The organism is Nostoc sp. DedQUE02 (assembly GCF_034531035.1).
Lineage (GTDB): Bacteria > Cyanobacteriota > Cyanobacteriia > Cyanobacteriales > Nostocaceae > Nostoc.
The window spans coordinates 21,598-46,765 of record NZ_JAVRBY020000056.1 but is presented as its reverse complement, the minus strand read 5'-3'; the positions used below and the strand labels follow the sequence as shown (position 1 = coordinate 46,765).

Genomic DNA, 25,168 nt, shown 5'->3' with positions numbered 1-25,168 from the left:
TCTGTGGAGAAGCCAACATCTCCGGCTGGGGTTTTTACCTTAAACCCCGTCACTTCTGAATCTAGCGCTCTCAATGCGCCTTGCAGTAGTTCATGGAATTTGTTCGGTTCAGTCTAGTTTCAGTAGACCTAAAAGTTCTGCGATCGCGCACAGAAAGATATCTATAAAATTGATCATTGTCAAAAAAACCGTATTCTTAGATACATTCTTTGGAAAACCATTGAGCGAGTTTAAATAAGTAAAACTAATTAATCACCTCAAAAGTTAAGGGTAACGTGCCCATCAAAACATAGTTCTGGTGGTGTTTTGTTACGCAATTTTTGTAAAGTATGGAGGTAAAGAAGCACAATTGAGGATTATTTAGTGTGGCTATGACTACAACTACCCCAGTTCTAACTGATAGTAAAACGTTGAACGAAGTAGTTAACTGTTTAACAGAAAATATTCCAATTCAGACTCAAGGTAAGTGTGAACAGAAGAATATCTTTTAAATTTTAATTCGAGCAGCAATTCAGAAAGATAGTATTGAAAAGATTACGTTGGTTTAGAGTGATAAATAGCGATCGCATCTGGGTGCAGACCATTTTAATTCACATTAGGCGTGAATTATAAACCTTATACAGATTTAGCTGACTGGCACCTTGGTTTGCTGTTTCCATATCACGTCTGCATACAATGATGTGTCGAAGTCCGGCGAAATGTTGCCGTTAGTGATCCGGGCTTCGTGTAATGACCAGTCAGCAAAGAATAAGTCGTGGCTGATGCGGGCCACTATTGCTGGCACATCGCGTCGGATGCTGGGTACGTCACCGATGGGCAGACCGAAGCTGACAAAGCCAGCAGGATTGAACACATGGATGTCTTTCAAATAGGGGGCATTGCCAGGTACTTTCTCTTGGTATTCATGGGCACTGCCAAGGTAAGGGTGGGTGCTGAGTTGATCGTCACGCTGGTCGGCTGGGGCTTCATAACGATCACGCCAGAGGGCAATGTGAAGTGCAAATTCGGCGAGTTCCGGCCGCTTTGTCGGGTCAACAAAGTAGCCAGTACCAGCGATCGCAAAATCGAACTCGAAAACATCATCATTTACTTGAGCAACGATGCGATCGCCCTGGTTGTGAGCAGATTTCCAAGGTGCAGATAAGTGCAGGTGGAAGTTAGAGAACGCTATTACCCGCTCGATTGCGTCTGGTGGTGGTGTAGAGCCAACTTGATTAAACCGCCAAGCTTGGAACCAGCGAGCCGCATCAGGTAGTTGTGGATAGTTATAGTAAGCGCCAGGATAACCTCGGAGGCGATTCACTGGCAGAGATGCGATCGCTGGCCGTCGTGCGAACAGGTGTACTGCCTTAGCGCCTGATTCCAATGCCACTCCTGCCGCATCGAAGGCTGAGGCCGCAGCACCCAGCACTGCTACTGTTTTGCCATGTAGATTGTTGAAGTCGATTTCATCGGCGGTATGTGCATATAAGGTACGTGGCAGAGATGCCAATACAGGCGGTATGTTTGGGCCACCAGTGCCAGCTACACCGTTGGCGAAAATAATTTTACGTGTGGTTTCCACTTGGACGACACCGTTAACTTCTAAGTGTAGACGAAAGAAATCTGCGTCCGGCTCAATCCGCACCAACTTCGTCTGATACCGAACTGGAATACCCAGAAAATGCCGATACCAGCTGAGGTACTCAGCCCAGTCCACTCGTGGAATGCGGTCAAGGGCTGCGTATGCCTCAACACCATGCCGCGCCTCGTACCAAGCTTGAAATGATAGCGCCGGAATACCCAGTTCTGGCCCTGGCAGGTTTTTCGGTGTGCGTAGCTTCTTCATCCGCGCCCGCGTCAGCCACACGCCTGCATGGGCTTCGTCAAGAGCCTCATCAATGACTGTCACGCGGCCAATGCCGGCACGCCGCAGGGCAAATGCAAAGGTGCTGCCACTGCCACTACCACCTACTATCGTCACATTGTGGTCAATACCTGAGCGATCGCTCACCCAGTTTTCGGAATCGGGGCCGAGTAGGCGCAACGCCTCACGTGCAGCAAAATCGAGGTCAGTCGTTGTTGTCATATCGGTATTTGAGGATGAAATGAGAGTCATCAAATGTTTTCCTGATTCTTTAACTATTCTGAATTTTGATTCCTGAATTCTTACAAAGAAGCTACCCCGGTAAAGGTGTACTGCACATTGCAAATTAGTTGAAATTTTCTATAAATTTGAGTAGCTGATAATGCTTATCTTTATTTATTGGCGATCGCCTTTAAAGAAAAACTTTTTAGTTTGCTAAAAATCCCAAACTGTTTTATCTCCTGCTTAACCACAGGCTGGCGATCGGCAGATTCTTGTGGTGGGAATTCCCAAATATCACGGATCTTATCTTCTTGCTGATCTGTTAATTGGAGATGATGTGGTAATTGAGACTGTTGCCCAAATAACCAAGGTAATCCATTTAATAATTCTCTTTCTATTCCATGAAATATCATTTTTACCATGATTAAAAATCAGGTGATTTTGACATTTAGCTTTTTACTTATTGCTGCAATTATTGGCATTTGGCGATATCTTGGTTCAAACTGCTGTCCCAAAGTTGTTTAACATCAACTTTTGTGGAAATTACACCCGCTTGAAAAAAAGTATCAGCAACCTTTTGCTGAGAAGCAATAGCTTCGTCAGAAACAGGAAGTAATTCTTGACGACGCTGTTGTAGTCCTTGCTTGGCATCCTGATAAACGATGCCTTCATCAACATCAATGGTATTTGCATAATTCTTCGACCATTGCTTGAGATTAGATTCCCGCCAAGTTTGAGATTTCTGCAAACGACAGAGAAAATCAGCGATTGCAATTTTCTTTTGAGGATCGGCGATCGCATTCGGTGAAGCAATAATCACAAAGTTACCGCTCAAAATATCTTTTGCAGATTCCAGCACCCGCGCCCCTTCTTTTTTGGCTTGGGGAATGGAGTAACCGTAGGTAGCCCAACCATCAAGCTGTCCTTTACGAAAAGCAGCTAGTCCATCGGGTATCGATAAAGGAATTGCATTGATATCCTTCATCGTTAGCCCGACTTTTTCCAACATCTTAATCAGGAAGTAGTGGGCAGTTGTAGCTTTAACGTAACCCACTTTCTTACCTTTAAGGTCAGCGATCGTTTTGGCAGTCGAGTTTTTGGGTACGAGTACAACTTGACCAACTGTAGGCCCTTTGAGAGTGGCAATAATTTTTACAGATGCTTTCGATTCAATCGCAAAAATCGGCGGAATTTCACTAGCTGAAGCCAGGTCAATCGCACCAGCATTGATTGACTGTACCATCAAATTACCCCCAGTAAACTCAGTAAATTGAGTTTGATAAGGGAAATTATCTAGTTTAGCTAACTTTAAATTTAAGTCCCAGCCACCTTTAAATTTAGCAACATGCAGTTGAGTTGTATTCGATAATGCGACTTGGGATGCACTAGGATTAGTAGCGATCGTTGCCGGACTTGTGGACTTAACCTCTGAGCAAGCTGTTGTTGCTACTAACAAGCAACCCAAAGAGAAGAAAAAATTCTGCCGCAGCCAATTGGTAAACACGTTAATTTTTGGGTATAAAAAGACAATCAAGAAAAATAACCACCAACTACTCTAGTAAGCCTGGTTCTTCGCCCACAATTCGGTCGTAGAGTGGCTGAAAGCTAAACCAACCACCGGAATGGGTTCCTACTTGGTTATGAGTAAAAGTTGCTGTTTCGTGGTCAATGGGAAGTGGTTTGCCAGCTGCTTCTGCAAGTAGTTGGGCTTGAGCCGATCGCTCAAAAGAAATGTACCAAAAAGCAGCTTCGTCTACTGTCTGTCCCACCGTCAAAAAGCCATGATTACGCAGGATGACAGCTTTCTTGTCTCCCAAAGATTCAGCAATTCTTTTACCCTCTGAAGTATCTAAAACTACTCCTTTATAGTCATCAAATAGAGCGTGGTCTTGATAGAAAGCACAAGCATCTTGAGTTAGAGGATCAAGCAGGCGACCAAGACTTGACCAAGATTTACCATGCAGAGAATGAGCATGAGCCGCTGCAACTATATCAGGTCGCGCCTCATGAACCTGGGAATGAATCGCGAAAGCGGCGCGATTGACAGGAGCATTACCTTTGACAACTTCCCCTTCTCTATCGACCAAAATCAAGTCAGAAACTCGGATGTGACCAAAGTACTTGCCAAGGGGATTTACCCAAAAATGGTCGGTAAACTCTAGATCTCTGGCGGTGATGTGGCCTGCTGTCCCCTCACTAAAGCCAAAACGAGCAAACAGCCGAAATGCCGCAGCAAGGCGTTGTTTGCGGTAGAGTCGTTCTTCTTCAACTCGTTCAAAGACTGGCGGTTGTGGTCTAGTGAAATTTGGCATAATTTTCTCTTTCTTGTTTCACAGGGACATTAAGCTACAGTTGCTGTTTGTCGTTGTTGTTGCACTTGTTGACGTACCAAAGGAATCACATCTCGACCATAGGCGATCGCATCTTCCACTGGGTCAAAACCGCGAATCAATAGTGTTGTCACTCCAGCTTTGTAGTAATCAAATAATGACTCTGCAACCTGTTCTGGAGTCCCCACCAAAGCAGTAGTATTACCACGAGCGCCAGTAGCAGCTGCGATCAGTGTCCATAAACGTTTGTCATGAATTTCGCTTTCCTTGGCGAAATCCAGCAACCGCGATGAACCAACAGCTTCAGGTCGGAAAGAAGCACCAACAGATAATTGAATCCCAGCCTTAGCACGGCTTTCATTGATCCGTGAGAGAATATAACGCGCCTTTTCCCATGCTTTTGCTTCTGTTTCGCCCAAAATCGGGCGCAAAGAAACGCTAAACCGCAAATCTTTTCCAGGCGGTGCTGCGGCTTTCACCTCTGCGATCCGTTGTTTAATAGCAGCTATGGGTTCTCCCCAAAACGCATATACATTACTGTGCTTTGCACCTACATCCACAGCAGCACCAGAAGCACCACCGAAATATATTGGTATATGCGGTTGCTGTAAAGGTTTAACTTCCGAAAATGCTTGTTTGAGTTGGTAAAACTCCCCTTGATAATCGAAGGGTTCTTCACTCGTCCAAACTCGCCGCACAATATCGAGATATTCATCGGTACGGCGATAGCGAGTATCATGATCGAGCCAATCACCATCGCGCTGTTGTTCGGCATCGCTCCCACCAGTAATAATATGTACCGCAACGCGACCATTAGAAAAGTGATCTAATGTTGCTAATTTACGGGCGGCTAAAGTGGGAGCCACAAAACCCGGTCTATGTGCAAGTAAAAATTTGAGTCGTTCGGTTGCAGCAGCCACATAACTGACTACATTAAAGCCATCTGGCCCTGTAGAACTATAACCAACTAGCACACGATCAAAGCCACCATCTTCATGGACTTTTGCAAATTTGCGGACATAAGCTAAGTCTATACTTCCTCCCGTCAGAGATACGGTAGGATCATTTAATTCAGACGCTTCTCGCGTACCAATCATGCCAATAAATTCCACAGGCATATTATATTTGCTCCAAACTTTTGTTATTTGAGTTTTTAGTGGCAGTTATTCTGTGCCTCTTTTCATCTTTCCTACCTAGCGGCGGTAGTTTCTAACGGACATACTGCTGTCGCAATATCTACTCGTTGCGGAATAATTTTTTGCTCTAGTAACCAGTCAGCTGTTTTCTGAAGCTTGGCAATATCTTCAGTATTAGGAAATACGTAAGACTCCGGGCCTCGATTTTTAGTCACCTGCTTGGCTACCGCATCAGAGATTTTTAGCTCTTTAACTAAAAAATCTGATGCAGCATTAGTATGTTGATTTAACCATTCACCATCCTCACTCAAAGCAGTCAGAGCAACTTTCACGGCTACAGGATTTTCTTTTGCTGCATCACCACGAACAACCATAATGCTGTAGGTAGGAGCAGGGTGTGTAGTGGTGATTCTTCGCGCCTTATGTTCTAATTCTGCAATGGAAATATAAGGTTCCCAAACTGCCCACGCATCAACAGAACCTTGATATAAAGCAGGTGCAGCATCATTCGGTGATAAGTAAACTCGCTGGACTTTAGATGAAGGAATATTTTCTTTTTCCAAAACTTTTAATAACAGATATTCGCCTGCACCACCTTGATTAACTGCAACTTTCTTACCTACTAAATCAGTCGGTTTACGAATGGGAGAATCACCACGAACTAAGATGGCACTACTCAAAGAATCTGGACTAGGACGCTGTACAGAGCCAATACAAAGAGGTTGTCCGGCAGCAATTCCAGAGATGGAAGGGATATCACCACATCCGCCAATATCCGCTCGATTGCCATTGAGAGAACTTAAAAGCGTCGCACAACGGTCAAATGGCCCACTCCATTCAACTTTGATATTTTGCTTGGCTAACTGACGCTCTAACTCACCTCGTTGACGCGCAATCGGAATTATCCCGCCTTTTTGGTAGCCCAAGCGAATCACATTGTTTTTCTCTGTAGTTTTGGTAGTGAGAGTTTTTGAAGAGGAATCTGAGTTAGCTACGACATTAGTAGCTGTTTGTTGGCTGCAACCAGAAGCGAAAGCGATCGCTCCAAGAACAGAAGTTGCAACAGCAAAGATTTTACTGGCAGAATATTTTTGTTTATGCGGAAAGCCGTATTTTGTGAAATAATTCACCACAATTGACTCCTTGATATCAGTTTTTAGGAGTTTAAGCAGCTATATTAATGATTATAGGAATTAAATACAGTAAATCGATAGATTTAACGTATTTAATAGAAACAAGAATACCACCTTTTGATAGATTGTCCAAATCAAGTCAATATTTCTTTATTTCTATACATCCGTTTAAGAGATTGTTTGAAAAGTGGTTATTTGTAATTTTAATCACATTATTAGCCCCCTTAATCTCCCCTTATAAAGGGGGGAAACTGTTCCCTCCTTTTTATAAAGGAAGGGTAAAAAATATTTGATATAGCAATCCTGTTAGGAGTTACAAACAAATTTACTCCCCATTCCCTATTCCCTCCCTCTACGAGTAGTTTTACAAATCAAATAGGATTGCTATACATCAATCATGATTTTTCAAACATCCTCTAAGCAACAGTCGCTAAAAGACAGGGATAAGCCTTCCTTTATATTCTTTGTTGATAAAGTCTTTGACGTTGGGATGAACGAATAGCTTGTTTAACTTTTGAATCTTGGGTTCGTTTTCTCGACCTTGTAATGTAACTAATGCGAGCGCGTATTTCTTATCCTTAGCGGTTTCTGCACCCATAAAATTGGGTTCTATCCCTGCAAGTGCAACAGTTTGCGCTGAAGATACAATAAAATCTACATCATTAATAGCTCGGACAACTTGTACACCTTCGACTTCTTTGATTCGTAAATTTTTTGAATTAGCAGCAATATCTCTTTGGGTAACAAACTGTGGAGCATTTTCTTTTAATTTAATTAGACCGTTAGCTGCTAATAACCGTAATCCTCAGTCGTTATTTATGACATCATTGACAATGGTGAGAGTTGCGTTTTGGGGAATTTCGCTGACTGATTTTAACTTTTTGGAGAAAAGACCTTAAAAAAATCCTCTCTGTGGCAGTGGTGTACCGTTAATCTCGTAGTCCCCAATCGCACGAGCCTTAAAATGATTTGGGTTGTGTGAGGACAAAGTACGAGCATTGCGCCAGTGACGGTCAAAGTTGGAGCTTTTCTTCGTTGTAGAAGCCCCACCAACTTCAAACAGTAAAGTGGCTGAACGTAATGCCAAATCATCAACAATCAATTTCGCTTTGGCTGCATTCAAAGAAGTTTCTAACGCCGCAGCTGTCTCTACGTCTTGTCCTTGGGCTTTAGCAGCAGGAAGGCGATCAAGTCCATCAGCTGCCGCTAAAACAATTGCTTCGGCAGCAAAGGCATTGGCGGCAATCTGTCCAACGGTCTGCTGCAAAATAGGATCTTCTGTTGCTTGTTCGGTTACGGCATGATAGAAAGTCCTGTTTCGAGTACGGACGAGGTTTGTGGCATCGCGCAGAACGCTGCGAATAATGCCAGCATTGATTGCTGTCAGGAATAATTGCGGAATGATATTGTATGGCAAGTTGTCTTTGTCTGTATCTGTCTCAAAAATTACTTCATCTGCCTCTACGCGGACGTTGCTAAAATTAGTCGTTCCCGTCCCTGTAAGCCTTTGCCCGAAGCCGTCCCAGTCATCTACAAGGTCAATTCCCTCGCGGTTAGTTGGGATGAGTATGAATGCTGTAGTGCCATCAGGTACTAGTACACGGACGAAAATCAAGTCTGCATAAAGGCTGCCAGTACTGTAATACTTCGTCCCATTCAGACGATAGCCGTCGCCATCGGGTGTTAATTTTGTATTTACGACTTGCCCGCCACCGGCTCGTTTGACTTCTAGTTCGGTGGAAGCGAGTCCAATAATCGCACCATCGGCAACGGCTTTGAGCCAGCGACGATTCCTTGCGGTGCGTTCTGAACGCAAAATTCGCTCCGTCACAGAAAAATGATTCCGTACAATGTGAGCTACGTTTGGGTCAGCATCCCCCAGCCGTATTACGACCTCGAATAGTTCCCGCGTAGTGCTACCACCACCACCTTCGTTTATCGGAATTCGCAATGCACCCAATCTGGAACGCCGGATTAATTCAACCACATCAAAAGGCAAGATACGATCGCGATCGCGATCGCTTGCCCCCAGTGCAATAAAATCAAAAAGCTGCTGAAGTTCTGGCGAATTTGCTCTTACAGGAGCCGAAAACTGAATTGTCGTATCTGCAAATTTCTCTGGACTCTTTATCATTAGTTTTTATCTCCAAATATTCTGTGAAAAATCTATGTTGGTGGCTGGTAAAACAATTACTACTCAAGGCTTGACATCTTTTGGCGTCACAGCAGCATACTGTTGAGGAGAGAGAGTTGCATCCCTAACGTTGATTTTCTTTGGATTTTCAATAATATCTTTTGGGCTTGCTGGACGAACATTAACCTTAAGTTTGAGTAAACCTGATTCTTCCAATACTTTTAAAGCGCGATGGGCATTGCTAGGATCATCAGGAATTGTGACTAGAGCTTTATTAGGTACATCTTTCAGAGACTTATATCTCTGAAAGATGTACCTACTGGATTTAAATGAATTTGGGGAGTAAAGGCATACATCTCGAAATTATGTTTTTTGCCGTAGTCTTCCATAAAAGGAATATATTGAAAATAATTAGCATCGATTACGCCATCTTTCAAAGCTGTGTTATTCTGCACAAAGTCATTGAAAGTAACAATTTCGATATCTAGCCCAGCTTCAGGTGCTAAATTCTTTTTGACAAACTCTAAAATCTCTCCGGCTGGAACTGGTGTGACACCAACTTTTATTTTTTCTTTGGTTGCGGTTGTGGTGGTGTTAGCAGCTAGGGTTGCTGATGAATTTGTGCTTGTATTAGCAGCAGAATTATTTTGTGGTGAACTACAGCTAGAAAATATTGTAGAAGCCGCAAATGATGTAATGGCTATTAAAAAGAATCGACGGTTAATGTTAGTAGGTAATTTCATAGTTATAATTACGAGTTATCGTCACATTTTTTAAATGTAATCTTGGTTTTTTAAGAAACATTTTGAATTAGTTTTGGGCATAAAGAATTATCTCGTTTCTATGCCTAAAGCCCCAAAACTTGTTAAGTTTTTTCCAAAAAAAATTAGTTCTATTAGGAAGAATATAATATATATAGCAGATAACTATATAATTGTTGTGCTCGTGGCAACTAATTTTTATTTTTTATGTAAATTAATCCAAAATATTGAGATTTTCATAATTTTAATTAAGAAAATATTAATATTTTGGATTAATGATTAGTAATATTGTTAGTTGTTATGAATACAGCTTTGAGAATTAATAAAATATTTGCTCTCTTACTTCTTTATATTCCTTAAAAATTTGAATAAATAGTGGGCATTAACTAGTGTATTTTATATGAAAAGATAGTTTTACTAAAAATGCCCACCCTACTGCTTAATCATTTACACTCACAAGTTGGGGCAATTTAGTGACAGGGATATCCAAGAAATAAGATAAAACTTCTTGCCGCCAAGTATCGTAAAGTATTGGCAAATCATCAATTTCAATCCCAATAGCTTTTTGACTCAACCGCCAATGATCCCAAAGATAAAGATTTCGTCGGCGTTGACCTTCTTCATCAGCTTCTAGAACCTGTGCAACTAAATCCTGTTTTTCTGTTGGCGAAGCTCGATCGAATTTACGTTGCCACCAGTCTACAACTCCCAGGCGATGTGCTGCTTCATCTGGCAGAATTCTTTCTGCGGCGTACTTAGCTGAGTCTGGGTCATTGATTTTGCTGCTACGACTGTTGATGAATAGCAAAGCTACTATATGAAGTTCATAGTGCAACTCAAATGCTAAAAAGCCTTGCCAATTACGAATGGGTAAATCACCCATATAATCCCAATGCTTTTGTACTTGCTTTTGAATATCCTCAATCGGGTTTCGTCCTGATATCGCTTGCGCTCTTAAACGAGTATTTTGCGCGTGTGCGCCATCATCCCCGATTTGTCTACTCAAAAATAGCTGTAATTCTGGGTCGGGTATTTGGTCTATTATCTTAGCGCAGGCTTGCACAATAAATAGGTCATGGGCTGCACCAGCAACACGGAAACGGTAGAAATTCTCTTTTTCTTCTTCAGTTTCTGGTTGTCTGGGTTCTTCTAGTCGCTTTTTTGGTAAGTGAGGGGCGTGTTTATCAAGCAGTTTGTCAAAAATTTCCAGTTCTAAATCAGTAGTCCAAGCTGGACGAGTAAGTATTGCAGTCATAGATTTTCCCTTATTAAGTGGTGATGGAGCATAGGGATTCAATCAAAAATTGTTAGCCCCTATTTTCAATTTGCAATTGCTTTTTCTCTATCTTTTGTTAATGCCCGAACTCGCGGCATAATCTCCGCAGAAAAACGCTCCATTTCTGTGGAAAAGGGCTGGAATTGCAGCATGAAAGTACCGACTCCTACTTTGGTAAATTCAGCAATTCGATTCGCTACACTTTCATAACTACCAACTAGTCCTGCTGCTGTACCGCCATTACTCCCCACACCAGGGTACTTAGCCATATTTTTGAACATGACTACTTCTGAATCTACTCCTTTGAGTAGTTCGGAGCGATCGTCTTGTGCGAGTACCATTGCTCTTAAATTTTGATATTCTGCTTCTGCTTCTTCGTCTGTTGGTCGAGCAATAACAAAGGCCGACATGGCGAAGCCCAGAGGTTGAGCGTGAGACTTAGTTTTTTTCGTAACTTGAGCAATAGTTTCGCGGATGACTTCAATCGGACGACCGTTGAGGAAAAATGTATGCGCTTCTTTTGCAGCTAGTTCTTGGGCTGGTTCTGACTCTCCGCCGACATAGACGCGCGGATATGGTTTGGCTATGGGTGGTGGACTGAACTTTAAGTCATTAATCTGAAAATAGTCACCGTGAAAGTTAACTTTTTCTCCACTCCACAGAGCTTTGACAACTCTAATCCATTCGTCAGAATATCGATAACGTTCATCATGGGGAAGGAAGTTGATCCCTGGTTTTTCCATTTCTGGTCTGAACCAAGCACTGACTAAGTTAATCGCAAAACGTCCGCCACTAATCGCATCAATACCTAAAGCCATCTTCGCTAAGACGGCAGGATGAAATAGTAATGGTTTAACTGCTGCAATAATTTCTATAGTTTCTGTCGCTTCTGCAAGTGCTGCTGCGGCTGTCCAGGTTTCTAGCTGGTCAAGTTCTTGGTTCCTGGGATTGATGATATGTTGCGCTATTAAAGTTGTGGTAAATCCGCACTTTTCGGCCAATTGGATAAGATTCTTGGCTCGTGAGTAACTAGCATCACGAGGTTCAAGAGGATGGTTCATTACGCCGCAGTTGCCGTAAACGGGAATCCAAATCCCATAGCGTGGTTCAGACATAGCTTTCTCGAACCTTGATAATAGGTGCTAAAAGTTAATTTTGCACCCAATTTAACTACGGTAACTTAATCAATTTACTGTAGTATATTATGAGATTTGCACAGATAAGCATAAAAAACAAGGGGGGTATTAGAGATTAAGTTACTCATCTTTGGGGAAACTCAAGTGAGATGCCCCTCATATCTTTAAGGAGGCAAGAATGTCAGAACCTCGATACGGTATTTGGTCACCTGTGGGCGGTAACTTTGGCCCTCTCAATACACCAGATGAGCCGATTGATGCTAGTTATGAACGCACGCGATCGCTAGTATTAGAAGCAGAACGTTTAGGATATGTCACAACCTTAGTTGCACAGCACATTGCCAACCCCCGCAGTTTAGATTTAGAACAGTTAGAAACTTGGACAGCTTGTGCAGCCTTAGCAGAAGCTACAGAAACTATAGAAATTATCGCCGCCATTAAACCTTTATTATTTCACCCAGCAGTCTTAGCGAAGATGGCTTTAGGTATTGATGCAATTAGTCAAGGACGTTTTGCCATTAACTTAATTAGTGCTTGGTTCCGTCCAGAAATGGAGCGTACTAATATTCCCTTTCCTCCTCACGATGAACGTTATCGCTATTCGGGTGAGTGGTTACAAGTAGTGAGAGCCTTGTGGAGTGGAGAAAAGGTTAACTTTGAGGGTGAATATTTCAAAATTCAAGATTTAAGTTTTCGACCCTTTCCTGTTGCTCAACCCTATCCACGTATTTATCTTGGAGGCGCATCAGAGCCAGCGCAGATATTAGCAGCGCAACAAGCGGATGTTTACTTTATTCATGGTCAACCAATTGAAGGTGTCCGCAAAGTAATTCAACAAGTTATCAGCCGTCCCCGTTCCTTACCCCAACCAGTGCGTTTTGGTTTATCAGCCTTTGTTATTGCACGTCCCACCGACGAAGAAGCACAAGCAGAACTAGAACGACTGATGGCACTACAAAAGCTAGAAGAACAATATAAATTAAGTGTTGCTAAAGGCGTTGACAAAGAAGCAGTTATGTTTCAACTCTTCGCTAAAAATCCTGCTGTTGGGGGGAATGGTGGCACAGCCGCAGGATTAGTTGGCAGCTATGATACAGTTGCCAGTCGCGTTGCAGCTTTTGTTGATGCAGGTATCGATACTTTCATGCTGCAATTTAATCCCTTTCTAACAGAGATGACACGTTTTGCCGAAGAAATTATGCCGCGTGTGCGACACTTGCAAAAAGTTGCTTAGTAATTCTTCAGCAGGCATCAGTAACAGAATTAACTCGCGATACTTAATGTTTGACAAACTAATAGTTAGAGTACCATACTATCTATAATTCATTTTACGTATTCTTTGTGTATGTTATGCAGACTGTATTTTGTGCATAATTCAGTCCGACGAAATAGCACTCATTCATCACAAACAAATCAGAAGCTACTGCTAAGGCAATATCAAAAAGGAGAAAGAAATTGCTCACAGAAAATGAACTACAACTAAATGCTGACGTGCTGGTGATTGGTGGTGGCCCTGCCGCAGCATGGGCAGCATGGTCAGCAGCATCTCAAGGTGTCAAAGTCATCATTGTTGATAAAGGTTTTCTGGGTACTAGTGGTGCTGCTGCTGCGAGTGGTAATGGCATCATGGCTCCTTCTCCAGAGAACTGGGAAAAAGTTGTCTCGGAGCGTTATCGGATAGCAAAAGACCTCGCTAACTTGCGTTGGATAGAGCGTGTAGTTGAAAAAACTTGGCTGAGTTTACCTTTATTAGAAGATTGGGGTTATCGTTTCCCGAAAGAAAATGGGGAATCTGTGCGTCAGAGTTATTATGGCCCGGAATATATGCGGGTAATGCGGAAAAACCTGTTGCGTTCTGGAGTGCAAATTCTCGACCAAAGCCCGGCTCTAGAGCTTTTAGTGGCTGAAGATGGTTCTGTGGTTGGGGCAAGAGGTGTACAGAGACAACATCATCGTTTTTATACAGTTCGTGCTGGTGCAGTTGTTTTAGCGAATGGCGGTTGTGCATTCTTAAGTAAAGCATTAGGTTGCAATACTAATACAGGTGATGGAATGCTAATGGCGGTAGAAGTTGGTGGGGAACTCTCTAGTATGGAAGCTTCTAATCACTATGCAATTTCAACCGCCTTTAATGCCACAGTGACGCGCGGTGTTCCCTTTGGTTGGGCTAGTTATAGCGATGAAGCAGGTAATGACCTTGGTGGTTATATCAATGGTCGTCGCGATCCTGCATTCCTTCCAAATGCTTTGATGAAAGGGTCTGTTTATGCTCGTTTAGATAAAGCCACACCAGAAGTTAAAGCCGTGATTGAAAAGTCACATTTCATCGCTTTTTTACCATATAAAAAAGCTGGGATCGATCCCTATACAGAACGCGTACCTGTCACATTGCTTTTAGAAGGGACAGTTCGGGGGACAGGCGGCATTCGGATTATCGATGATAGTTGTGCTACAAAAGTGCCTGGACTCTATGCTGCTGGTGATGCAGCATCGCGGGAATTTTTAACTGGTTTAGCTTCTGGTGGTGGTGGCCCTAATGCGGCTTGGGCAATTTCTACAGGGCAGTGGGCAGGAGAAGGGGCGGCGAAATTTGCCCAGAGTTTGGGCGCACGTGCAAATGAAAGAATTGCACGTGCAGCTGGTCAGGTGGGAATGCGATCGCACTCCTTTACGTCTGCAACATTCGATAGCGATGTGATCGCGCGTGGTGTGCAAGCTGAAATGTTCCCATTGGAGAAAAACTACTTGCGTTCGGAACAGAAGCTTCTAGACTCTCTTGCCAAATTAGAAACGCTGTGGCAACAAGTACAAGGTAATCCCAAACAAGATAGTGTACGCGATATCGAATTTTCTCGGCGTGCGGTTGCACTGACGGCTGTCGCCAGATGGGCATATTTTAGTGCTTTATATCGCACAGAAACCCGCAGCGAACATATTCGTATAGACTATCCTGAGACCGATCCCAATCAGCGTTATTATCAAGCCACAGGCGGCTTAGATAAGCTTTGGGTAAGACGCGATTGGATCGCGGATGCGCCTGCTACGCCAGCAATAGAAACCATTCAAACCACACCCGTTGTATCAAAGTCGTAGCCAGAATAAAATCATGATTGAGCTTGTCAGCCATAAACTCTGTATTAATTGCAATCTGTGCGTTCAAGTTTGTCCGACTAATGTCTTTGATGCAGTTCCCAACGAACCACCTGTAATTGCTAGGAAAGAAGACTGTCAAACTTGTTTTATGTGTGAGGCATATTGTCCGGCGGATGCGCTTTATGTTGCACCCCAGTCTCATACAGAGATTGTAGTTAATGAGGATGATTTGATTGAAAGTGGCATTATGGGCGAGTATCGAAAGATATTGGGTTGGGGATATGGCAGAAAAAATAATAGTGAATTAGATACTGCTCATAAACTCCGTCAACTGCCGCGCCCTTACCAAAGTTAGTTTTAGTAAAAAGCGATCGCATTCCAAAACTGAAATTGCGATCGCTCATATTTTCCTTAAACTCCAAATACAGGATAAGACTTGATACAGAGTACCGTATAAACTTTAACTTGCGACATTTGGTGATTTCCGAAGGCGATATCTGCCTTAGTCTAAGAGGTTGCTTGAAAAGTATCAGCAAAGCAGGGTATTAAACTGGTATTATGCCAAAAATCAAAGAGTGCGTAGGCGTAGCCCGCCGTAGGCATCGCTCTCTATGTGAAGTTGGTCGTCAAAAGCTTGAAACAACCAAATTCCGTTAATACACAAGATAGTATTTTTGTAAGCGTGCGTAAGTTCTAGTTATAGCATTAACTAAACAATTTTCTTAGAGGATAAAGGCGATCGCAGTTTGGGTGGCGATCGCTTTGAAATTTCACGATTGAAACATTATGAAGGAAACAGCAATTGTACCAGTTATCGAAACTCGTGTAGTTGATGGAAAAACTGAGTATCGCGCAACCTATTATTCGTTTGATAGTGGATGGTGTAAATCAGAAGAAGATGCTTGGTTAGAATTTGAAAATTGGGTTACTGCATCTTTTCATAGTTTTGGGCTTTGAAGTGAGTGCGATCGCCTTTGTTTGTGGAGAGCGATCGCGCCCATCACAAATGCACCAACACCACAAGCGGGCAGGGCAGTGATAGGTGTAATCCGCCGTCATTACAGTAAACCTAGATCCTGAAGGATTTTAAGCAGAGAAAGAACAACAGAGACAACAGAACCTACATCCTTCAGAATTTCAAGCAATCTTCGCCAATCCCAAGGAGTTTTTCCCTTGTCAGGATCTTCTTTAGGATTTTCAGGCTCGGTTGAGCCACAGCTTAATGCGGTTAAAATAGAATAAAGCACAATTCAAACTCCATACTTGTGTTTTGCTAACAATATGCAGGTTGAGTACCAGTCAACCAAAATTGATCAATCGACTTTGTTGATAGTCTTTGGTTGAGTACCAGTTAATCAAAGGCTATTGATCTGAAAAAGTTGGGTCATCTGCCTAAAAGTTTAGAAAGCCAGTTGAACCACATCTTCATATCACTGATACTAAATAGTTAATTTAGTTCTCACAACGTAAAACTCTTTAGTCTAAAAGCCTTTAGGCTGAAGTTTTTTAGGTCTATATTTCAGGTTTTATACTAACCTCTTAATTTAACTTCGTAAACTTATGTGTAGATATCAAAATTTCTGCTCAGTTTCTGATACTTTTTCTTTGCTCTGCCTTGCTTTTAGTTTAATTGAGGACTAAAAACTTAATAAGTTTATGCTGACCCTAAAAAAATTTAGGTTGATAAATCTCTATCTATAGAAATAGGATAACTACTAACTATAGAAATAGAATAACGATACTATGTTATTGTGAAACTAAGTTGTAAAACTAGGCAAAATCTGAGCATTCAAAAGCTGTTTATAAACCTAAAAAAGTTTAGGTTTATAAAAGTATCGTTTTTATTCCCAAAAAGCGATTTCTTAAGTCAATTTCTGATAAGCTAGGCTAAACTCATTGCGTCATCCTAAAGCGCTATGGATAGCCCCAAGTCTAAACTGCGTAGACCACGTTCCAATATTGCAACACTCCGCCGACAAGCGGATCTAACCCAGAAGGCTCTTGCAGAGCAGATTGGGGTTACGGTAAATACTATTGCCAATTGGGAAAATGGAAGGGTTGATCTATGGTTCATCGTAGTCGTAGGAAAATTATGTGAAATATTTGGCTGTTCACCTAACGATTTGATTGAACATAAAGATGTTGACTCTGAAAGAAATGCTCTTAGCTTAGAAGAAATGAGAGAAAGCTTAGGTACAAATGAACCGCAAGTAACTTATGTAACTGATAAGCAGGAGCAAAAAGATTTATGAAAGTCTTAATTGATGCGGATTTAATCTTAGAGCTTCTCATTAACAGAAGTGAAGTAGTAAAAGATGCCGAAGTAATATGGAAGCTGGCTAAATCTCAGAATATTGAAGCGTTTGTAACAAATGCAGGCTTAGAAAAAATCTATTTTTTTTGCCGAGAATTAACCGATGAAAATCGTGCGGGTGAAATAGTTTGGTCTTTAGAGAAGGTATTATCAAGCTGCAACCTTGACCAAAATATAATTAGAAAAGCAACCTCGTCTCAATTAAAAGACTTTGAATCTGCAATAGAAATTACATGTGTAAAATACATGGGATTTGATGGAGTTGTTACCCATTGTCTACAAAATTTTTCTGGTTCTGACTCTAGTGTTTGGTCTATTCATGAACTGCTAACAGTACTCAAAAACAATGAGAAAAACCGAACAATTAAAACAACTAAAAAATTAACTGAACTCTACAAATTAGAAAATAGAGAAGAAACGATCAAGCAAGAATTGAACACTTACAATACGGGCATAAATCAAAAAATAATACCTATAAAACTGCCACAAACAGCAGTCACAAAAAAAGATAATTTAGAAAATATAAAAAAACAAGCAAATACTTTTGAAGCCGAAGAGAAACGGAACTGGGCTGTTAAAAAAAATATGCGCCAAAAGGTTCTGAGATTGTTTCACCTTAGATTCAGGCAATCTATTTTGACAGTAGTACTATTAATAATCATATTGATAGTTTGTATATTATTGCTGACAGGAAAGGTGCTAGAAGCAGCCATTATTACCAAGGCAGTTTTTGTAGCTTTGCTGACGTTGTTTGCTAGCTCTAGGCTTAAGAGGTTGTTTGAAAAGTTTTAGGCGAATATAATTCGCCTAAAACTTCCAGAGTGCGATCGCTCAGGCTCTCAACTAATGACACCAGAACAACGCCATGAACTAGAAAAGGAATTCGCTAACTGTTGTCAACCAGGGACGACCCAGAACTTTGCCATGCTGGTCTACCAATAAAACATCTACACGGGTATGGTCACATTGCCAAACATGGTTACTGTAATCTACTGTTAAATCCTTCCCGTCACGGGTTTTCATTGCTAGGCGTGACCCCCGCCAACCGGGACTGCGAACGCTTTTAGCTTTCTCTTGCTTCTCAATTAATGGTTGCAAAATGCGGTATACGGTCATGTGGGAAGGAGGTTTAACACCAAGTTCATCAGCCCTTACCTTGACTCTCACAGCTACCTGCTGACGAGTCATTCTTTTACTGCCTTTATTGCCTTCTTTGTAGGTTTTTAAGATAAATTCTTGCCAATTCTCATTGACTCGGTGTTTTCCTTTGTCTGCACGTTGAGTTTGAGTAAGTCCTACTAATCCTTCTTGCTCTCATTTATCAATCAGTCGCCGTACTGTTCGCACTGATTTACCCAGCTTTACTGCTGCTTGTTGGAGCCTTTGAGCATATGTTGTGCGATCGCTTGCTTCTAGTAGACTTTGAATCACCTCCATTTTTAACTTTGCCTCATCGGTAAGTTCCGAGACAATTACATTTGCTTTGATGATACTGGTGCTTAAGTCTGTAATGCTTGTCTTGATTGCAGGTGTATCAGAAAAATCAGCGTCCCGCATAAATATAATTGTTTAATTGAAACATATATGTATTTAGTAGAACTGCTGTGGTAACTTTTTCATGAGCAAAGAAGCTTAAAGACCACCAGAATATGTGTGTATATTGGGCAGATTCGTACCATGTGAAAGTGTAGATGAGGTATGCGATCGCAATTGCCCCAATGTCCCTATAAGGCGATTTCAGCACACACCACAAGCACAAAGCTATCAGCGCTAAATACACAGCTAAACCTAGAATTCCCACTGATAAGGCAGAATCAATAAAAAGATTGTGCGCTTTAGTTGCAGTTATGGGTATAGTTTTTATTTTTCCATCTGGAAGATGAGGATGGCTACTGTATAAGTCGTTGAACCAACTTTAAAAGTAGTTGGCAAAGGCGCAGAATCACTATCTTTAAAGCTTCCAAATCCGCAGGCGTTTATCTTCACTGTTTTCACAGTCGCTTTGGGGATATCGAGAGTTGCGCTGCTTCCTAGTGTATTTCCAACTAAAACCACCTTACCCTCTATCGTCTCTTTCATCGCCCTCACTGCTGTACTTTCTTCCAAAACTAAATCACTTGTAGAAGCGGCGGCAGATTCCACATCACCCCGTGCAATGGCGCTGTCACAACAATGGACAGTTGCGATGCTGACGGGGACACCATCACCGTGCGCCGAGGGAACGAGAGGAAAAAAATCCGGTTTTGCGGAATTGATGCAGTCGAGAAGCAACAAAAGCTAGGGCCACAAGCCAAGTCTTACCTGCAATCTCTTATTGACAAGGGAAACGGCACGGTTACAATTATTCTCATCGAACAAGATAGGTATGGGAGAACTGTTGCTGAAGTGTTTGTAAAACCGCGACCAGGAACGCCGGGATACTAAAGCGAAGAAGAGATATTTTTAAACGGTGACATGGTTAGGGCTGGATTTGCCCGACACTATACTCGCTACAGCAACAACTGTCCAAATAAGGGAGTGATATAACAGTCTGAGCAGATGGCGATCGCAAACCGCGCTGGAGTGTGGAATGACCCCAACGCAGTACCACGTTGGGAATTTAGAAAACAAAAGCGTTAAATTAGATGCTAGAAGAAAGACGAACCTGAATTACTCGTTAATCTCGCCTGAACTCCATTTGGGCGAAGTGGTCTTGCAGCAGTTTGTGGATGAAGCGGTAACGACCACCAACACGCTGGAGGAACAATCGCTCGGTGCAGTAGTCGAGGAAGCGGGCGTAGTTCCAGGAGATGTAGCCGCTTTGGCATAAAGTAATACGTAATGCTAAATGTTGAATACAAGCAAGTCCACCAAAACCGTCAGTAATTGGAAGAAAATATATAGCAAGAATCCATGAAACAAGTGCATTTGAGAAAAAGGGTATACATAGCGCAACTACGAGAATAACACCTATAAAAATAGAATTTTTAGCAGATTCTATAATCCCTTGATTGGGATAAAGCTTACTTGTTACATCTACTCGTAAAGCTTGAATTATACCTAGTATAGATCCTCTAACGAGTCCTATGCTTAATCCAAGTACTAAACCTAATATAGATATGAACAATGGTACTAAAAGTGTTGTTAATATTACAGACCAATTTCCGGTTCCAATTGCTATTGGTATAGCAATAATTAATGCTATAGCTGATAAAAAAGTAAAACAACCAGCTACCATATATTTTCCACGAAATATCCCCGATCTGAATCCATAAGTAAAACCATTAAAAAACCCCTTGCTAAATCTTTTAAACTCCTGTGGGTTTGTAGGAAATTTTAAATATTCAATAGTCTCTATATTCTTAAAACCAATATTAAAACCAGCTACAGAGCCTAAAATAAAACCGCTAATATTAAACAGACCATCAAGACTTAGACAAAATGATTTTATTTGATTTATGTTAGAAAAACTTATGAAGTTTAAGTTAGCAAAATCCAGTAAGCTGTTACAGTAAGAAGAAGCAGAAGCTATTCCACAAAAAGCTAATATTAAAATTGTAAACACCCATTTTGATGAATTTGCGTTTGTTAAGTATTCTTCAGCTTTTCCTAGATCCTGTTCAATAATATCTTTAATATCGCCAAAAGAGCTAATCTGTGCCTTTTTATTATCTTTCTTATCTTCAAAAGCTAGATTAAGCACTATGATTAAAAATATTATTATCCAACTAATGGCTTGACCAATAATTCCGCATATAATCACTAGTATTAGCCTATATAATAATCGAGAAAAAGATTTTTTTAATAAAGATGGCTGAATTTCTTCAATTAAAAAATCAGAATGAAATTGCTCTTGCATATTCTGAGCTAACCAAGATAACTTGGTAGAAGTTTCCTTAATTCCAGGCATAGATTTCTGTTCAGATGTATTTCGCCTAAGAGTACGAGTAAACATTTGATGTATGTAGGCATCCAAGAGTCTTTGTAAGCAATTTTCATTAGACGTTATTTGTTGCCAATCGCTTGCTGAAATTTGAGGAAAAACTAAGGTAGCAACACTAAGCAGGAGTGGATTACTAACTAAATCTAGCAGAACCTGATCATTCTGAATTAAATTCCAGAAGTCAGTCCGTTCAACTCTTTCAAGAAAAACTTGAATTTGTGAGTTTGTCAATTTCCGCAAGCAAATTGCTCCATTAAGCAGAAGCCTTTTTGTGTATGCGTTGTAATTTTCAATTCGGCTACAAACTACCAGAAATATCGGTCTATTCTCACTTTCAATAAACTGGTTAATTGCTTTGACACAGAATGGTTGCTGATGCAGCGACACCTCATCTAATCCGTCTAGCATAGGTAAAAGCTGACGCGATTCCAGCCATTGCTTACTAATGCTAGGTCGAATACCATACTTTGATTTTAGTTCTGAAACCAGCCACTTTTGAAGCGTCGGACGCTCATCTTGCCAAGAAGACAAATTGAATAGTACTGGAACAGGATAATCAGGCTGTTCTTCAGCACGCATAATTAAAGCTTGAGCTAATTCTAATTGAGTAGTGGTTTTACCAGACCCCGGCATACCCAGAATTAAAAGTTTACCTCCGATTTCTTGTGAGTCAAAAATTTCCAGAATACTAGTTGTTCTTGGGAGAGTTTCAGGAGACCTCTGACCAATACTTATCTCTATATCCCAAGGTCGCTCTACCTGCTGGGGTTGTGATTCTTTATCCAAATTAATCAACACGGCATTGTGTAGCGACTGCCTTAACCGTGCTGCAACTTCTTCCTTAACTGCGGCTAGTAGCATCCGTTCATTCTTTGACCGTGCAGGGTCGCCTACTGCTTTTGTTGTCTGTCCACCTAGAGAATTAAAAATATTTTGAAAAACATTACCTTGAATATAATCGCCTTCAATCCGTTCGTTATAATTACCTCCTCCAGTATTAATATTGCGGTTTTCAGGCGGGTTCGGCTTTTCCATTGTTATATGAGCTAATTATTAAATCTATGGATTGGCAAACTATAAACTTAGAAGTCTATCAATTCTGTTTCCTTAATCTTCAGCTTCTACTTCCTGCCAGCCTTTGATAGCGCCAACAATGAAAGCACCTGCTGGGTTGTCAATAGCTTTCTCAAAAGCAGCCAAACCACCTTCTTTAACGGCATTGATTACTCGTTTTTTTAATGTAGGGTTGCTTTCAATGCGGTTTATGACTTCTGCTGCTACTACCATTTGTTGTGATGTAGTAGTACTGGGGTAAGTTTGCTCTAATTGTTTTAGTAATAGCTGAATTTCGGCAGCAGCTTGGGTAAGACTTTGGGGCTGTCCGGCAGCATAGTAATTGCCCTGAACATAGTCGCCTTGAATGCGTTCGTTATAATTGCCGCCACCTGTGTTGATATTGCGTAGTTTACCGCCGTAGGCATCGCCAGTCATGGTTGTATCTCCTTGAACTACTGAGTTGCCTTCACCTTGAACGTTGTTGACATTGCCGCCAACTGAACCATCAACTGAAAATCCACCGGGGTTGTTTGTCATAGTACCTACCTGTTCTACATTTGAATAAAAGCTAGGGCGTTGTAATGCCTGATTAACAAAATTTTCTAAACTACGAATTCTACTATCTTTTTCTGCTAAAAGTAATTTAATTTCTCTGTCTGGCAAGTCTTTTATCTCGTTATAAGTGTCAAAATACTCTGCACTCAGTTGGGACTTGTCAGCCGTTGTTGCAGTTTTGGCACGAAGTAAAAACTTGTCCTGTCCCCGTTTCTCCATTGCGACAATCTCTAGTTCAGCATCAGGGTGATTTTCTGCTAATTGCTTAAAGGAAATTGCAATAGCACGCGGGTCAACACCTTGGTTGTGGTAAAGGTCGAGTGTGTCGAAAATTGGTTTGATAAAATTCCCAAACTCACCGTATGCAAACACTTCTTTGTGGTTATCTGGTTTGCGGAGTGGGTCGGGGTTTTCTTTTGTAGGGAGTCGCATATAAACGTATTCACACCGCACTCCGTCAAACTTGGTATCGGTGGTAATACCCCAATCTTGAATATATGCCCCGGTGAGAGTAGCCCCTGTTAAATTAGTTCCATTAAGTTGTGCCTGTACTAATTTCGCCCTAGATAAATCTGCGTCTTGTAAGTTGGCTAGGCTCAGGTCTGTACCAATAAAACTGGCATCTACCAAATTCGATCCTTGAAAATTGACTCCTCGCAAATCTTCACGATCAAAATTCTTTTCTTGCCCCTGAAGAGTCACTAGCACTTGACGAATTTGTGCGTTTTGAAGGTAAGTTGTGCCAGGGCGAACACGATCCAGTTTTTTAGTTTTTTGGAAACAGGTGCGAGTTAAATTAGCTTTTCTAAAATCTGTACTTTTAAGTGTAGCTGCGGTGAAATTAGCATCAGTTAAATCAGAAGAGTAAAAGCTTGTACCACCACTTGCTGCAAAAGCAACAGCGATGTTCCGAATCGAAAAGTATTTTTCATCTCCTTTCATTGCTCTCCAAGCAATGTAAGCACTAAGTAAAACTCCGGCAAAGGCTCCGGCAAAGGCTCCGGCGAAGGCGAAGGCGATGGCTCCTGCGAAGGCGACGGTGACAGCGACGGCGACGGCGAAGGCTCCTGTGAAGGCGACGGCAAAGGCGACGACAAAGGCGAAAGCGACAGCGACGGCGAAGGCTCCTGTGAAGACGACGGCGACGGCTCCGGCTCCGGCGACAGCAAAGGCGACGGCTGAGTTCAATCCTTGGTGAAGAATGATTATAAAAACAACAATTACTGCTATTAAGGCAGCCCAACCCAAAACTTGATTTAATTGACTCGAACTGTCAAATATATAAGCTATTAACACTCCAGTAAAGGCTGAGAAAACTCCTGAAACTCCAGACAGCACCCACGAAACACAAACTAAAAAAATAGCCCAACGCCTTTGTAGTCCAGCAGTGGCATGACTAAAGTTTACACCCCTCAGATTCGCTCCTGTAAAATCTGCACTTCGGATATCTGCATAACTAAAATTTGCCCCTTCAAGGTTTTGTCCCTTGAAGGAGCGCCCACGAAGATTTTGATTGGAGAAGTCCTGGGGCATAACTGGTAAGAAGACGCTTGCACTTCAATTCTGATACAAATTGGCGATGAGATATTCCAGATTTGAGAAAAATCAATTTGAAGACACGGTGACAGAACGCGAACACTGTTTTAAAAGAGCGATCGCAATCTCTCATAACCACTTAAGCCGAGCTAGAGCTTTCTCCAGTCATGACAGCAGATGTAATTAAATGTGCCAACCGTAGAGCTTCTGACATTAAACCGCCGTTCGCCCAAAGGGGTTTTTGAGTACTACAAAGCACTGCATTTGTAGTGTATTGGAACTACTACCACAGTCCCAACAAGTCTTATCCAAAGTGGCGGATTGGAACGAGCAGCTTCTTGAATATGGGCAGCAGTTAAGGCGACAGCAGCAGCAACGCCAGCCGGATGATGAATTAAGTCTTTAAAAGTATCAGTCTCTTTCCCAAAATTGAATTGATTGTATATTTCTACATTTGATGAATTAGATGCCACACATTTGATGCAACTGCGTCCATCTAATTTTGCAGCATATAACGCCAGATCCACTGCTCGTAATAGCTCATAAGCATTTCTCAACCTTATTAGAGGATATGACTCTGTAATGGGAAAATTCCCTGTGTAATACTTATGTATTATTTCATCGACTGCTTTTAAACTAAATAGTTTAGTTTGAAAGCAGCTACCTTCACACTACCCCTTTATAGAAAAATAAAGTTGTAATTAAAGTTTGCTATTAA

General features: G+C 41.6%; 25 protein-coding genes and 1 pseudogene. 7 read left to right on the top strand and 19 right to left on the bottom strand.

The annotated features are described in order from the left end of the window. Positions 1-625: 625 nt before the first annotated feature. The 12 genes and pseudogenes from RMX98_RS29025 to RMX98_RS28970 all read right to left on the bottom strand — a co-directional run bounded on the left by RMX98_RS29025 (position 626) and on the right by RMX98_RS28970 (position 11,953). Positions 626-2,098: an NAD(P)-binding domain-containing protein gene (locus RMX98_RS29025; protein WP_322680968.1), complete on the bottom strand. Its 1,473-nt coding sequence runs from the start codon at positions 2,096-2,098 to the stop codon at positions 626-628. Between the two features lie 140 nt (positions 2,099-2,238). Further along, the gene (locus tag RMX98_RS29020; RefSeq protein WP_322680969.1) at positions 2,239-2,490 is read right to left on the bottom strand and encodes a hypothetical protein; all 252 of its coding nucleotides are present in this window, start codon (positions 2,488-2,490) and stop codon (positions 2,239-2,241) included. Between the two features lie 50 nt (positions 2,491-2,540). Further along, a complete protein-coding gene (locus RMX98_RS29015) occupies positions 2,541-3,572 on the bottom strand; it encodes an ABC transporter substrate-binding protein (RefSeq protein ID WP_322680970.1) in 1,032 nt (343 codons plus the stop codon). A gap of 46 nt (positions 3,573-3,618) precedes the next feature. Next, on the bottom strand, positions 3,619-4,380 hold the full coding sequence (locus RMX98_RS29010) for a class II aldolase/adducin family protein (protein ID WP_322680971.1): 762 nt from the start codon (positions 4,378-4,380) through the stop codon (positions 3,619-3,621). A 29-nt stretch (positions 4,381-4,409) separates the two neighbouring features. Further along, on the bottom strand, positions 4,410-5,516 hold the full coding sequence (locus tag RMX98_RS29005) for an LLM class flavin-dependent oxidoreductase (protein WP_322680972.1): 1,107 nt from the start codon (positions 5,514-5,516) through the stop codon (positions 4,410-4,412). A gap of 71 nt (positions 5,517-5,587) precedes the next feature. Further along, the gene (locus RMX98_RS29000; protein ID WP_322680973.1) at positions 5,588-6,667 is read right to left on the bottom strand and encodes an aliphatic sulfonate ABC transporter substrate-binding protein; all 1,080 of its coding nucleotides are present in this window, start codon (positions 6,665-6,667) and stop codon (positions 5,588-5,590) included. Between the two features lie 430 nt (positions 6,668-7,097). Further along, a pseudogene (locus tag RMX98_RS28995) lies at positions 7,098-7,457 on the bottom strand (MetQ/NlpA family ABC transporter substrate-binding protein); the annotation flags it as partial. A gap of 105 nt (positions 7,458-7,562) precedes the next feature. Then, on the bottom strand, positions 7,563-8,801 hold the full coding sequence (locus tag RMX98_RS28990) for an acyl-CoA dehydrogenase family protein (protein WP_322680975.1): 1,239 nt from the start codon (positions 8,799-8,801) through the stop codon (positions 7,563-7,565). Between the two features lie 63 nt (positions 8,802-8,864). Then, positions 8,865-9,059, bottom strand: coding sequence for a MetQ/NlpA family ABC transporter substrate-binding protein (locus RMX98_RS28985; protein ID WP_409881651.1), 195 nt, complete (start codon positions 9,057-9,059; stop codon positions 8,865-8,867). Between the two features lie 29 nt (positions 9,060-9,088). Next, positions 9,089-9,544, bottom strand: a complete 456-nt coding sequence (locus RMX98_RS28980) for a MetQ/NlpA family ABC transporter substrate-binding protein (RefSeq protein ID WP_322680976.1) — start codon at positions 9,542-9,544, stop codon at positions 9,089-9,091. Between the two features lie 457 nt (positions 9,545-10,001). Then, positions 10,002-10,817 (bottom strand): hypothetical protein, encoded by an 816-nt coding sequence (locus tag RMX98_RS28975; RefSeq protein ID WP_322680977.1) that lies wholly within the window; start codon positions 10,815-10,817, stop codon positions 10,002-10,004. Positions 10,818-10,882: 65 nt separating this feature from the next. Beyond that, positions 10,883-11,953 carry an LLM class flavin-dependent oxidoreductase gene (locus RMX98_RS28970; protein ID WP_322680978.1) on the bottom strand — a complete coding sequence of 357 codons (1,071 nt, stop codon included), beginning with the start codon at positions 11,951-11,953 and terminating at the stop codon, positions 10,883-10,885. A 199-nt stretch (positions 11,954-12,152) separates the two neighbouring features. Here RMX98_RS28970 and RMX98_RS28965 point away from each other — a divergent pair, with 199 nt between their 5' ends. From RMX98_RS28965 to RMX98_RS28950, 4 genes are all read left to right on the top strand, one after another. Next, positions 12,153-13,208, top strand: a complete 1,056-nt coding sequence (locus RMX98_RS28965) for an LLM class flavin-dependent oxidoreductase (protein WP_322680979.1) — start codon at positions 12,153-12,155, stop codon at positions 13,206-13,208. Between the two features lie 221 nt (positions 13,209-13,429). Next, positions 13,430-15,067 (top strand): FAD-binding protein, encoded by a 1,638-nt coding sequence (locus RMX98_RS28960; RefSeq protein WP_322680980.1) that lies wholly within the window; start codon positions 13,430-13,432, stop codon positions 15,065-15,067. 13 nt (positions 15,068-15,080) lie between these two features. Beyond that, entirely contained in the window at positions 15,081-15,422 is a 342-nt protein-coding gene (locus RMX98_RS28955) for a 4Fe-4S binding protein (protein ID WP_322680981.1), read from the top strand. Between the two features lie 431 nt (positions 15,423-15,853). Then, positions 15,854-16,024, top strand: coding sequence for a hypothetical protein (locus RMX98_RS28950; RefSeq protein ID WP_322680982.1), 171 nt, complete (start codon positions 15,854-15,856; stop codon positions 16,022-16,024). Positions 16,025-16,125: 101 nt separating this feature from the next. On the opposite strand, the gene RMX98_RS28945 is transcribed toward RMX98_RS28950, so the two are convergent. Beyond that, positions 16,126-16,314, bottom strand: a complete 189-nt coding sequence (locus RMX98_RS28945) for a hypothetical protein (RefSeq protein ID WP_322680983.1) — start codon at positions 16,312-16,314, stop codon at positions 16,126-16,128. A gap of 669 nt (positions 16,315-16,983) precedes the next feature. Here RMX98_RS28945 and RMX98_RS28940 point away from each other — a divergent pair. Both RMX98_RS28940 and RMX98_RS28935 read left to right on the top strand, forming a co-directional pair. After that, complete coding sequence (locus tag RMX98_RS28940) at positions 16,984-17,319, top strand: helix-turn-helix transcriptional regulator (RefSeq protein ID WP_322680984.1); 336 nt, start codon at positions 16,984-16,986, stop codon at positions 17,317-17,319. Further along, on the top strand, positions 17,316-18,173 hold the full coding sequence (locus RMX98_RS28935) for a PIN domain-containing protein (protein ID WP_322680985.1): 858 nt from the start codon (positions 17,316-17,318) through the stop codon (positions 18,171-18,173). Before RMX98_RS28940 ends, RMX98_RS28935 begins: the two co-directional genes overlap by 4 nt. 78 nt (positions 18,174-18,251) lie before the next feature. On the opposite strand, the gene RMX98_RS28930 is transcribed toward RMX98_RS28935, so the two are convergent. The 3 genes from RMX98_RS28930 to RMX98_RS28920 form a co-directional block, all read right to left on the bottom strand. Then, positions 18,252-18,569 carry a hypothetical protein gene (locus RMX98_RS28930; RefSeq protein ID WP_322680986.1) on the bottom strand — a complete coding sequence of 106 codons (318 nt, stop codon included), beginning with the start codon at positions 18,567-18,569 and terminating at the stop codon, positions 18,252-18,254. Positions 18,570-18,695: 126 nt separating this feature from the next. Further along, positions 18,696-18,938, bottom strand: a complete 243-nt coding sequence (locus RMX98_RS28925) for a hypothetical protein (protein ID WP_409881644.1) — start codon at positions 18,936-18,938, stop codon at positions 18,696-18,698. A gap of 303 nt (positions 18,939-19,241) precedes the next feature. Further along, a complete protein-coding gene (locus RMX98_RS28920) occupies positions 19,242-19,523 on the bottom strand; it encodes a hypothetical protein (RefSeq protein WP_322680988.1) in 282 nt (93 codons plus the stop codon). A gap of 30 nt (positions 19,524-19,553) precedes the next feature. Here RMX98_RS28920 and RMX98_RS28915 point away from each other — a divergent pair, with 30 nt between their 5' ends. After that, the gene (locus RMX98_RS28915) at positions 19,554-19,805 is read left to right on the top strand and encodes a thermonuclease family protein (RefSeq protein WP_322680989.1); all 252 of its coding nucleotides are present in this window, start codon (positions 19,554-19,556) and stop codon (positions 19,803-19,805) included. Positions 19,806-20,037: 232 nt separating this feature from the next. On the opposite strand, the gene RMX98_RS28910 is transcribed toward RMX98_RS28915, so the two are convergent. From RMX98_RS28910 to RMX98_RS28900, 3 genes are all read right to left on the bottom strand, one after another. Next, positions 20,038-22,338, bottom strand: a complete 2,301-nt coding sequence (locus RMX98_RS28910; RefSeq protein ID WP_322680990.1) for an NACHT domain-containing protein — start codon at positions 22,336-22,338, stop codon at positions 20,038-20,040. Positions 22,339-22,410: 72 nt separating this feature from the next. Beyond that, positions 22,411-24,447 (bottom strand): pentapeptide repeat-containing protein, encoded by a 2,037-nt coding sequence (locus RMX98_RS28905; RefSeq protein ID WP_322680991.1) that lies wholly within the window; start codon positions 24,445-24,447, stop codon positions 22,411-22,413. A 251-nt stretch (positions 24,448-24,698) separates the two neighbouring features. Further along, the gene (locus RMX98_RS28900; protein ID WP_322680992.1) at positions 24,699-24,977 is read right to left on the bottom strand and encodes a hypothetical protein; all 279 of its coding nucleotides are present in this window, start codon (positions 24,975-24,977) and stop codon (positions 24,699-24,701) included. Positions 24,978-25,168 lie beyond the last annotated feature (191 nt).

Coding starts and splice junctions, on each gene's coding strand:
- RMX98_RS29025 (WP_322680968.1), bottom strand. CDS start 2,098: ATGACTCTCATTTCATCCTCAAATACCGATATGACAACAACGACTGAC.
- RMX98_RS29020 (WP_322680969.1), bottom strand. CDS start 2,490: ATGGTAAAAATGATATTTCATGGAATAGAAAGAGAATTATTAAATGGA.
- RMX98_RS29010 (WP_322680971.1), bottom strand. CDS start 4,380: ATGCCAAATTTCACTAGACCACAACCGCCAGTCTTTGAACGAGTTGAA.
- RMX98_RS29005 (WP_322680972.1), bottom strand. CDS start 5,516: ATGCCTGTGGAATTTATTGGCATGATTGGTACGCGAGAAGCGTCTGAA.
- RMX98_RS28990 (WP_322680975.1), bottom strand. CDS start 8,801: ATGATAAAGAGTCCAGAGAAATTTGCAGATACGACAATTCAGTTTTCG.
- RMX98_RS28980 (WP_322680976.1), bottom strand. CDS start 9,544: ATGAAATTACCTACTAACATTAACCGTCGATTCTTTTTAATAGCCATT.
- RMX98_RS28975 (WP_322680977.1), bottom strand. CDS start 10,817: ATGACTGCAATACTTACTCGTCCAGCTTGGACTACTGATTTAGAACTG.
- RMX98_RS28970 (WP_322680978.1), bottom strand. CDS start 11,953: ATGTCTGAACCACGCTATGGGATTTGGATTCCCGTTTACGGCAACTGC.
- RMX98_RS28965 (WP_322680979.1), top strand. CDS start 12,153: ATGTCAGAACCTCGATACGGTATTTGGTCACCTGTGGGCGGTAACTTT.
- RMX98_RS28955 (WP_322680981.1), top strand. CDS start 15,081: ATGATTGAGCTTGTCAGCCATAAACTCTGTATTAATTGCAATCTGTGC.
- RMX98_RS28950 (WP_322680982.1), top strand. CDS start 15,854: ATGAAGGAAACAGCAATTGTACCAGTTATCGAAACTCGTGTAGTTGAT.
- RMX98_RS28940 (WP_322680984.1), top strand. CDS start 16,984: ATGGATAGCCCCAAGTCTAAACTGCGTAGACCACGTTCCAATATTGCA.
- RMX98_RS28935 (WP_322680985.1), top strand. CDS start 17,316: ATGAAAGTCTTAATTGATGCGGATTTAATCTTAGAGCTTCTCATTAAC.
- RMX98_RS28930 (WP_322680986.1), bottom strand. CDS start 18,569: ATGACTCGTCAGCAGGTAGCTGTGAGAGTCAAGGTAAGGGCTGATGAA.
- RMX98_RS28925 (WP_409881644.1), bottom strand. CDS start 18,938: ATGCGGGACGCTGATTTTTCTGATACACCTGCAATCAAGACAAGCATT.
- RMX98_RS28915 (WP_322680989.1), top strand. CDS start 19,554: ATGGACAGTTGCGATGCTGACGGGGACACCATCACCGTGCGCCGAGGG.
- RMX98_RS28910 (WP_322680990.1), bottom strand. CDS start 22,338: ATGGAAAAGCCGAACCCGCCTGAAAACCGCAATATTAATACTGGAGGA.
- RMX98_RS28905 (WP_322680991.1), bottom strand. CDS start 24,447: ATGCCCCAGGACTTCTCCAATCAAAATCTTCGTGGGCGCTCCTTCAAG.